Here is an 8,540-nt window from a genome sequence, read left to right as displayed (position 1 = left end):
ACCAACAAGAAAGTGACGCCCATCAGCCGTTGACTAGATTGTGAGCATGATGCGACACATTCCGAAGAGGGGATTTTACACAGCATTTTGGACTTGATCGTTACGAAATTTTATATTACAAATTTACCCTGAAAAAATACCACTAATCTGCATATGTGTCAAACTCTAGATTAAATACATGTATACCACAGAATGAAGTACGGAGAGACGCAGCGTAAATATGCAGAGTTAGCCTGCGGTTACGGTGCGGATATAAATAGGCACTAGCCAGTATCACCCTGCTAACTTTTCCCCTGCATGAGTTTTGCAGTTGATATATGAATTGGTTTTTGAACGTAACTCAGAACGCTTTCATCACAAAAACCTCCTCTTTTCATGGCACGCTATGTATAAGGGGGGATTTTTTTGCCCAAATTAGAGGACTTGAATGATGCCCAGCGTGAAGCTGCCACACAAATTGACGGTCCCGTTGTAGTTGTTGCGGGAGCTGGATCAGGAAAAACGTCGATGCTCGTCACTCGTGTATCGGAACTCATGAAGGCACGAATTCCAGCTAACCGTATTTTGTGCTGTACGTTTACGAAAAAGGCGACACAAGAGATGCGTGAACGTATTGAACGAGATATTGGTGAACAAGCAAAACCCGTTGTTGTCTCAACCATTCACGGACTTGCCAATAAAATGGTTATGCCGATGCTAAGGGACTGGAAACTCGTTACGAGAAACGAATGGATATTTGAGATTATTTTGGGCAACAAAACCGCGGTGAATCGCTTTGGAACAGGGTTATCCAAGGAGATAGAGCTAGAAACAGCTCAACTTGAGGTAGCCAAAGCGAAAAACTCAAAACTAAGGCCATCCGATTGTCGGGACCCAATGATCGGCATGATTTACGCTTCGTATGAGAAATTCAAACAAAGTCGTAAGATGCTAGATTTTGATGATCTACTGATCAAAGCCAATGAATTCATGGTGAAAGACGAGCAATTTGCTCGTAGGTTTCAATCTCGCTTCACACACATCATGGTTGATGAGTTTCAAGATGTTAATTTGCTCCAGTGGGACTTAATACAGAAACTATCTTTACCTGAACGCAATTTATTCGTAGTTGGAGATGATTTCCAGTCGATTTATGGCTTTAGAGGAGCTAGACCTGAACTTATACTGGAATTTGTTAGGTATTATCCTGATGCCAAAACAATTATTCTTGAACGCAATTATCGGTCCAAAGAGCCTGTGATTCACGCGTCAAACAAAGTCATCGCCCTAAACACACGACAGGTCAAGAAACGTATCATCGCAACTCGCCGCGGCGGTGATCCGGTACGTACGCTGAACGCGTATGACGAGTTTGATCAAGCCAGTCGTGTCGTAGAAACCATAGCTTCTCTACGTGTAGCCTTTCCGGAATTGAAATGGTCAGATTTTGCCGTGCTGTTTCGTACGAATCAAGAAGCCATGTCGTTTGAAGAAATCATGGTCGAAAGAGACGTACCTTATAACATCAGTGACAGTACGCACTTTTATGAGAACACACGTATAAAGCCAATTATCTCTTACATGAAAGTGGTAGATGCGCTTACCAGAGATGAATTACCCGAAATGGACGACCTTATTCTAACCATGAAATATCCCAAAGGGTACATAAGAAAGTCATCTGTCGAACGTGTACAAATTGAAGGCATGGCCGTGTTGGAGGACACCACGAACCAGGATTTCGACCAATACATGACTAATCTCACGAAGTTGCTTGGCGCCACAGATCCAACATCGTTCATTCAGATCCTTGGCGATATACATTCTGATCTTTTACGTGTTAAAGAGGGCGAGACGTGGCTTAATGCACTTCGTCGTGTGCTCAGCAAACACCAAACCTTGTCATCGTTTCTGAAGCACGTCGATTATTCCATTGAGCAATCTAAAGAGCCAAAGGATGATGCAGTGCGTCTTATATCCATCCATGGTTCGAAAGGGCTTGAGTTTCGCACGGTATTCATAGCAAACGTGGTAGAAGGACATATTCCTTACCAACGCTCAGTAGATGAGGGACACCTGGACGAAGAGACACGTCTTTTCTACGTCGCGATGACGCGCGCAATGGATCGCTTGTATCTCTGTGTTCCTAAGATTATCGGAGAACAGCCAGTCGTACCATCGAGATATCTTGATGAACTAAGAGGAGGCAAAAAGAATGAGTAACCTAGAAACGCTTTTTAATCTCGTCACTGATGCGGTGGAGAAGCAACAGGAAAAAGATCGGTGGTTACAATACGCTTCGGAGCATTTTAGCCTTTGTGTCGATGAGATATTTAGGCATGTACGAAGTCTACTATTACCTCTTGAAGAGAAATTGAAGGCCTATCAATTGGAATCTGTCAAACAAATCTGGGCAGTTGAAGAAGTGAACGGGGAACTTCAAATTCGATTTAAGGAAAAGACGCTGACGTTTAAACCCATTGATGCAGTGGCAAAGCAAGATAGTGATAAATACACGATTCAAGTCCTGCAAAACGGAAATAAGACAATTCGTTTTGAGCTGCCAATGATTCCGTCTGCTAAACCAAGTTTTTATGTTGGGAACCAGAGGGGTATAGAGGAAGTGTCTCCGGAGTATTTATCCACGCTCATAGCTAATGCACTCTCATTCGAATAAGGGGGAGCTATTATAAATGGGACTACCGCTTCCACACTTCTCACTTTCGCTTGGGCCGTTGCTCCATCACCCGGTGTTTCTAGTGATTCCGGTGATAATTCTTCTCGTTATTCTATCAACTGTCATGCGTATGATGCGATGGATTACAGCCGGGTTAGTGCTAGGATTCGGTGGGTATTCATTATACAGGATCGCGAATGCCGTAAATCATGCTGTTGCCCGTAGCGCTAAGACAGGGAAAAAACCTGGCTGGATAACAATGCCGTACTTTCAGGGTCAAAAGGTCATTGGGGTGCCTGTACTACACGTGAATGGCTTTCATAATTTGGGCGTGATGGTAGATATCTTGATTATCGCAGCTATTTTCGCTCTGGTATTCGGCGCAGTAAAGTCAGCTGGTTATCCATTTTTGTACGCCTTGAATCGTTTTGTGAAGTTTTTCATTGATCCGGTCAATTTTGGAACTAAGGATGACACGTACAAGTTTCCGGACGTTACAATCGGAACGGGAATCGGTGAATCAGAGCCGGGGTTACCTGATGCAAGTAACAAGGCAGGGCAAAAGGTGGTTATTAAAGCAAAAGACCGATTCTTGAATATGGGCATTATCGGCCCCATTGGTTCAGGTAAAACCTTTATGACCATGAAGCCTATGATATTCGAAGACCTGGAGAACATCGCGCGAGGCATTATGGCGAACGTTATTTGGGTTTCGCCACAGCCAGAACCATCCGTCGAACGATACGCAGAATCGTTAGGGTTGACGGTACGCAGAATTCACATTATTGACGGGCAAGTCGATGGTAAAGGAACTAACATTCGTTTTAATCCCCTCGCAGGGAATGATATTGACGCGATTATCTCAAATGTCAACATCGTCCTAAACGAACAGACCGGGGATAAAGGTAAGGGTGACGCCTTCTTTGACACGATGGCCGCACAGGCCACCACAGATTCTCTACAGCTTTACAAGTACTTGTACGGTTTCGATGCTGAGGGTAACCCTGTAGAAATTGACATGATTGGTTGGTACGACAAATATCTTAATGACATGGACGAGCTCTTCTTAGAGGCACAGAGGGTACAGGGTGTAGCAGACGCAATGGAGAAGAACGGCGACTCTGATAGGCCGTTCATGGAGTCTCGTAGCGAATGGATACGTACAGTAGTTTGGCCAAAGCTTTCCAACAATGAGCGCGTCATGTTAAAACGTGCGGCCGCGAGTATTATCAACGAGTTTGGCGGAAGCAGCGAGGGGAAAAACGCGGATGCATACAAAAACATCATTCGTGGGCTTCGTGGTAAAGTACGTGTCCTTATCTCAAGTGGATATGTGCAGGAACTGCTCGGTTCGGGCATTGACCACGTAGCTGATCGACCAAATTTCTCGTTTGAATCATGGATTGACCCACAAGAATGGCAGCCTCCAAAGTTTGAAAATCCATTTCCGTCCACTGGTGGATGGTTTAGTCGGTGGATCTCAAATCGCCGGTATAAAAAGTATGTCCGTGAATCTTTAGATACGTGGAAAGCAGAAGCACCACATGGACGAAAAGGCGAGCTGTTGTCTGTGATCACCGGTCAAACCGACACAGGTAAGCTTGTGGGTCGAATGATTCTCGTGTTTGAACAACAAGCAGTTCTTAATCGTCCAGGTAGAGACAATGATAAACCGCCAGTGTATGCCTATGTGGATGAATATCCATCATACGCTACGCGTTCCATAAACGAAATTCGCACTCAGGGCCGTAAACACTGCCACAGTATGGTGACTGCGATGCAATCTCGTGCGCAAATGGAGGAAGTAGGACGAGGCTACTTGCGAACGATGGAAGGGTCAACACGTCACTGGGTATACCTATCAAACCTGGGTGCAGAAGATGCGATGGACGTATCCAAACTCTGCGGCAAAGTTAAACGTATCCGAAAGAGTAAATCAACGCGTCAGATCCGTATGGGTGGGCTAGGTAGGGACGATGGCGGACCACTGGTGACAACGAGTGAGAGCGAAGAGTTAGTGGATCGCTTTAGCCCACAGTATATCCGATACGAATTAGGCGAAAATGAAGTCATTTACGTCGGCGTGAGGAATCGGAAGGGTCAACGACCGCTCCGTATGCGGATCAATGAACCGAGTGAAGACAAGGCGCTTATCCGCAAACTTACCAAATCTGATATGACGACAACGACGAATCCACGTGTGAAGCGTCCCGAGCGAATTTCGGTATATCCCAAAACCGAACTCGTTGCAAAGGTTAAGTGGCCGCTCGTGACGTTTGGAGGTAAGACCCTATTTGTTTATCGGTGGGGGATGAAAGTAGAACAAGATATGTACGGTTCAACCAGTCGACCTGATGACATGAGTGAAGTCTACGAGTCGCAGCCATTGTTGCTAAAAGACTTGTTTGAGGACTCGTTCTTCGATGAAAATCCTAAAAGCGAAGAACCTAAAAACGAACGTTCATATGACACACCTCCTCCGAAAAACGAAAGAGACGAGCATCTAAAGGAGCGTTTGCGAAACACGTTCGGTCGGGCAAAACAGCCCAATTCTCAATCGCAGCCGGAGGGGGGCCAAGAAGAAGCACATGCCCCTAAGCCAGAAGGTCGACTTTGTCCGAAGTGCGGTACCGAGATGAAAGAACACATTCGCGGAGAATCTGTTTTATTCAAATGCCGAGAATGCGATCATATCTTGAAGGAAAATATTGCAAAGTAGCCCCCGTTAGGGCTACTTTTTTACTCCTTTGAATCATGTTGGTAGCTAGTTCAAAGTTGTAACAGCAATAAGCCGCTCAGCAGGCAAACGCCGGCGTTCGTCATCAATGACTATGTGTAGTTGACCAGCGTATATCACTGGTATGCCTTCCCATACTTCATTTTCAAATGGCCCAAACAAGGTGAGGCGCACGGACGATCCAGATTCAATTGCATCACTAATGACAAATGACATATATTCCCACTCTTGTTGTGACAACACGGGTTTTTTACGGATTGCCCTAGCCGTTTGATATTGGTCCATGGCGCCGCGGTGTTCCGGGAGTACAAGCCTTATCATCTCAAACACGTTTCCCTCATCGATTTTCACGAGATCACCTATTAAGCATAATGACCGCCTATCTTTGCACTACGGTCCCGCAGCTGACCGGCCTTTGTCAGGCTCACCGCCCGCATCAACGCTGTCTCGCCATATCGCTCGTGAATCTTGTCTACCGTGGCATACAAGGCTTTGCGTTTTGGCACATCATCAAACAGCGACAGTTGGAGTGCGTCTGTGAACTGCAGCATATCCACGGCAACGCTGACCGCGCGCACGCCTGAGCGAGTATCCCAATAACGGTCGAGGAGCGCCAAAAGTTCCGGATACAACTCTTCTGGTGAATTCGTATGACGTGAGAGGGTCTTCGCCTTCCAGAAGCCACCTTCCATACGCTCGTAGGTTAGACCCAAACCAACACGCCTTCCGACTTGATTCGCGCGGCGCAGACGGTAGCAAACTTCATCCAGCAGTTCGAGGATGACCACGGCTACTTCAGACCGCTCGTAAAAATCTCGAGGTAACGTCGTGCGGTGCGAAAATCCCTTGTGAGGAGCATGGTAGCTGTTCGGATTGATTTCACTGATATCCTGACCATTGGCCCAGCGATGGATGACATCGCCCCAGACGCCGAATCGCGCCCGCAGTTGGCCAACCGGTATACGCGCGACATCGCCAATCGTGTCGGCCTTAAACTCACGACGTAGCGTCTCTGCACGCCGTTTCAACCCCCACATCTCTTCAACTCGGAGTGGGTGGAGTTTAGTCGGTATGTCGCTTTCAGTCCACCACACAATGCCGCCAGGTGTCTTCTTCGCCTTGGCGTTGGTCATCTTGGCAACCCATTTATTCGGCCCCAAACCAATCCTGCATCGGATACGGAAGGTATCCCATATCTTCGCCTGTAGCTTACGGGCAGCCTCAATCGGATCAGGAAACAGCGGCGAATCGGCTGGCAGCGCGAAAAAGCCTTCGTCAACCGAGAATTGTTCTTGCAACGGAAAATGCAGTCGCATGGTCTCTTGAATACGCACTGACGTCTCTAGGTAAAACCCCATGCGCGGTCGTACCACAATGAGCCCCGGAACGAGACGCTGGGCCTCACCGAGTCGCATAGCATTGCTGACTCCAAATTCTTTTGCGGTCGGCGTGGCGGCCAACACGATGCCGCTGCGTCTAGCCGGATCGCCGGATACTACTAATGGCGGGTCGGTCGAATCGTCAAACTCTTTGCGGCGAGCGGCGAACTCCGGCCTCGATGCCACCTCACACGATGCATAGAAACTCTGCATATCACACAAGCCGTATATCCATTTCATATGATCAACCCAGTCCGTTTGGCGCGGTTTTTGATTTCAGCGTAGAGCATTTTACTCATGAATATCCCTTGATCATACACGCCGTCATTGATGAAATTAACCGTGATATCAAGTTCATTGGTTTGTATTTCGATAATGGAGACATTGCCCTGTTTTAGGTCATCCTTAAGATGAGCGATTTCTTGCTGTATGTAATCTCTCAGTAGACCGAGCAATAGCAAACGCCTTATTTCAGCAGTAGGTCGCTCCATTTTTGATGCACCTCCACGCGAACGTATGTTCTATTATGCTGTATTATACGAGTGATGAGTTTTACGATGCAAACATTTGTTCGCGTGCAATTTGTTCCATTTTATGAAAGCGACTTTTTGTTGTATTTGTGGGGAGTTATCGAATAAAATGGGGATAAGGATTTAATCCTAACAAGAAGGAGCCAGAGCGGCAACTCTGACTCCTTACGGTACATCGCCTTGAGTGACGGTCTCCCGCACTCGGACGACTCAAGCGAATCGCCACAATCGTGGCAACTCGAAAAGAGTCACCCCTTGGCTGCGAACCTATCGGGGTGACTCTTACTTATGTGAACGAAGAGCTATGACGATAGTTACTATGAGCGTAAGCAGCGCAATGAGAAACATGCCTGCTTGTAGTGCGACTCCTAGTGCCTGATATGTCACATCCATCGTCCGACCTCCCCTCTGTCCGAGAGGACTTGTAGGAGAGGCGTCACCCGTGGTTCAACTAGTACCGTACATCTATTTTACTAGACAGGTTGATGGTTGACCAAGATTTTTTCTACTGCGCTACTACATTGAACGTTTGCCGATATTGCTTAAACGTGAGCGTCAAATAGAGCCCACCTGTTTATTCGTCCGTTTTACCTGGACAATGTCGTTAAAAGTCAACCAGGGGGCGAAAGGATAATGAAAAGAGCGGATTTAGAACAGTTGCGCGAGACGTGGCGGGAACGCATTAGCCAGTTTCGCTGTAGCGGTCTGTTGGGTGCGGCTTGGTGCGCTGCTAATGGCATCAAGGAGCATCAACTCTGGTACTGGATTCGTCGTTTCCCCGTGTCACCATCTAGCAATCAACCCCGTTTCGTGCCGGTGTCCGTAGAGCCTCTTCCTCTTGCGGCGTCAGGTTTCCCCATTCCCATACGCATCGGTGCTGCTACCATTGAAGTTCAACCGGGATGTGACCTGCAATTCCTTTCTCAACTCGTGAGCGTCCTTGCCTCGACATGCTAAACGAAATCATCACGGAACAACGCGTCTACCTGGCGTGCGGGTTCACCGATATGCGCAAATCCATCGACACGCTCGCGGCGCTCGTTCAGGAGTCCTTTCAGCTGGACGTATTTTCTCCCTGCCTGTTTGTATTTTGCAATCGCCAGCGAGACAAACTCAAAATCCTACAGTGGCAGCATAACGGCTTTTGGCTCCATTACAGACGTTTGGAGCAAGGTCGGTTTCAATGGCCACAAGCGTCCAGGGACAGAACGGTCGTCATTAGCCGGCGAGAACTGAACTGG

General features: G+C 47.3%; 9 protein-coding genes. 5 read left to right on the top strand and 4 right to left on the bottom strand.

The genetic code is table 11. The features are described from left to right. The first annotated feature begins 405 nt into the window (after window positions 1-405). From J3482_RS18830 to J3482_RS18820, 3 genes are read left to right on the top strand one after another with little or no spacing between them, the layout of a single operon-like run. Window positions 406-2,199: an ATP-dependent helicase gene (locus tag J3482_RS18830; protein WP_206922929.1), complete on the top strand. Its 1,794-nt coding sequence runs from the start codon at window positions 406-408 to the stop codon at window positions 2,197-2,199. Continuing rightward, on the top strand, window positions 2,192-2,653 hold the full coding sequence (locus J3482_RS18825; RefSeq protein ID WP_206922928.1) for a hypothetical protein: 462 nt from the start codon (window positions 2,192-2,194) through the stop codon (window positions 2,651-2,653). The genes J3482_RS18830 and J3482_RS18825 overlap by 8 nt, the downstream gene beginning before the upstream one ends. A gap of 16 nt (window positions 2,654-2,669) precedes the next feature. Beyond that, window positions 2,670-5,372 carry a TraM recognition domain-containing protein gene (locus tag J3482_RS18820; RefSeq protein ID WP_206922927.1) on the top strand — a complete coding sequence of 901 codons (2,703 nt, stop codon included), beginning with the start codon at window positions 2,670-2,672 and terminating at the stop codon, window positions 5,370-5,372. 45 nt (window positions 5,373-5,417) lie between these two features. On the opposite strand, the gene J3482_RS18815 is transcribed toward J3482_RS18820, so the two are convergent. The 4 genes from J3482_RS18815 to J3482_RS21915 form a co-directional block, all read right to left on the bottom strand. Continuing rightward, window positions 5,418-5,711: a YolD-like family protein gene (locus J3482_RS18815; protein WP_236018391.1), complete on the bottom strand. Its 294-nt coding sequence runs from the start codon at window positions 5,709-5,711 to the stop codon at window positions 5,418-5,420. Between the two features lie 41 nt (window positions 5,712-5,752). Then, a complete protein-coding gene (locus J3482_RS18810) occupies window positions 5,753-7,009 on the bottom strand; it encodes a DNA polymerase IV (protein WP_206922925.1) in 1,257 nt (418 codons plus the stop codon). Beyond that, window positions 7,006-7,260 carry a hypothetical protein gene (locus J3482_RS18805; protein WP_206922924.1) on the bottom strand — a complete coding sequence of 85 codons (255 nt, stop codon included), beginning with the start codon at window positions 7,258-7,260 and terminating at the stop codon, window positions 7,006-7,008. Before J3482_RS18805 ends, J3482_RS18810 begins: the two co-directional genes overlap by 4 nt. Window positions 7,261-7,581: 321 nt before the next feature. Then, on the bottom strand, window positions 7,582-7,692 hold the full coding sequence (locus tag J3482_RS21915; protein WP_021298694.1) for a putative holin-like toxin: 111 nt from the start codon (window positions 7,690-7,692) through the stop codon (window positions 7,582-7,584). A 240-nt stretch (window positions 7,693-7,932) separates the two neighbouring features. On the opposite strand from J3482_RS21915, the gene tnpA reads away from it, so the two are divergent. Both tnpA and tnpB read left to right on the top strand, forming a co-directional pair. Beyond that, window positions 7,933-8,256 (top strand): IS66 family insertion sequence element accessory protein TnpA, encoded by a 324-nt coding sequence (gene tnpA / locus J3482_RS18800; protein WP_236018390.1) that lies wholly within the window; start codon window positions 7,933-7,935, stop codon window positions 8,254-8,256. Then, a partial coding sequence (tnpB, locus tag J3482_RS18795; protein ID WP_268884590.1) for an IS66 family insertion sequence element accessory protein TnpB occupies window positions 8,250-8,540 on the top strand: 291 nt, incomplete at its 3' end. The genes tnpA and tnpB, both read left to right, overlap by 7 nt.

This window comes from Alicyclobacillus suci, from assembly GCF_017329615.1.
Lineage (GTDB): Bacteria > Bacillota > Bacilli > Alicyclobacillales > Alicyclobacillaceae > Alicyclobacillus > Alicyclobacillus suci.
Note: the sequence above shows the minus strand (reverse complement) of the source record. Positions and strands in the feature narration are given on the sequence as shown.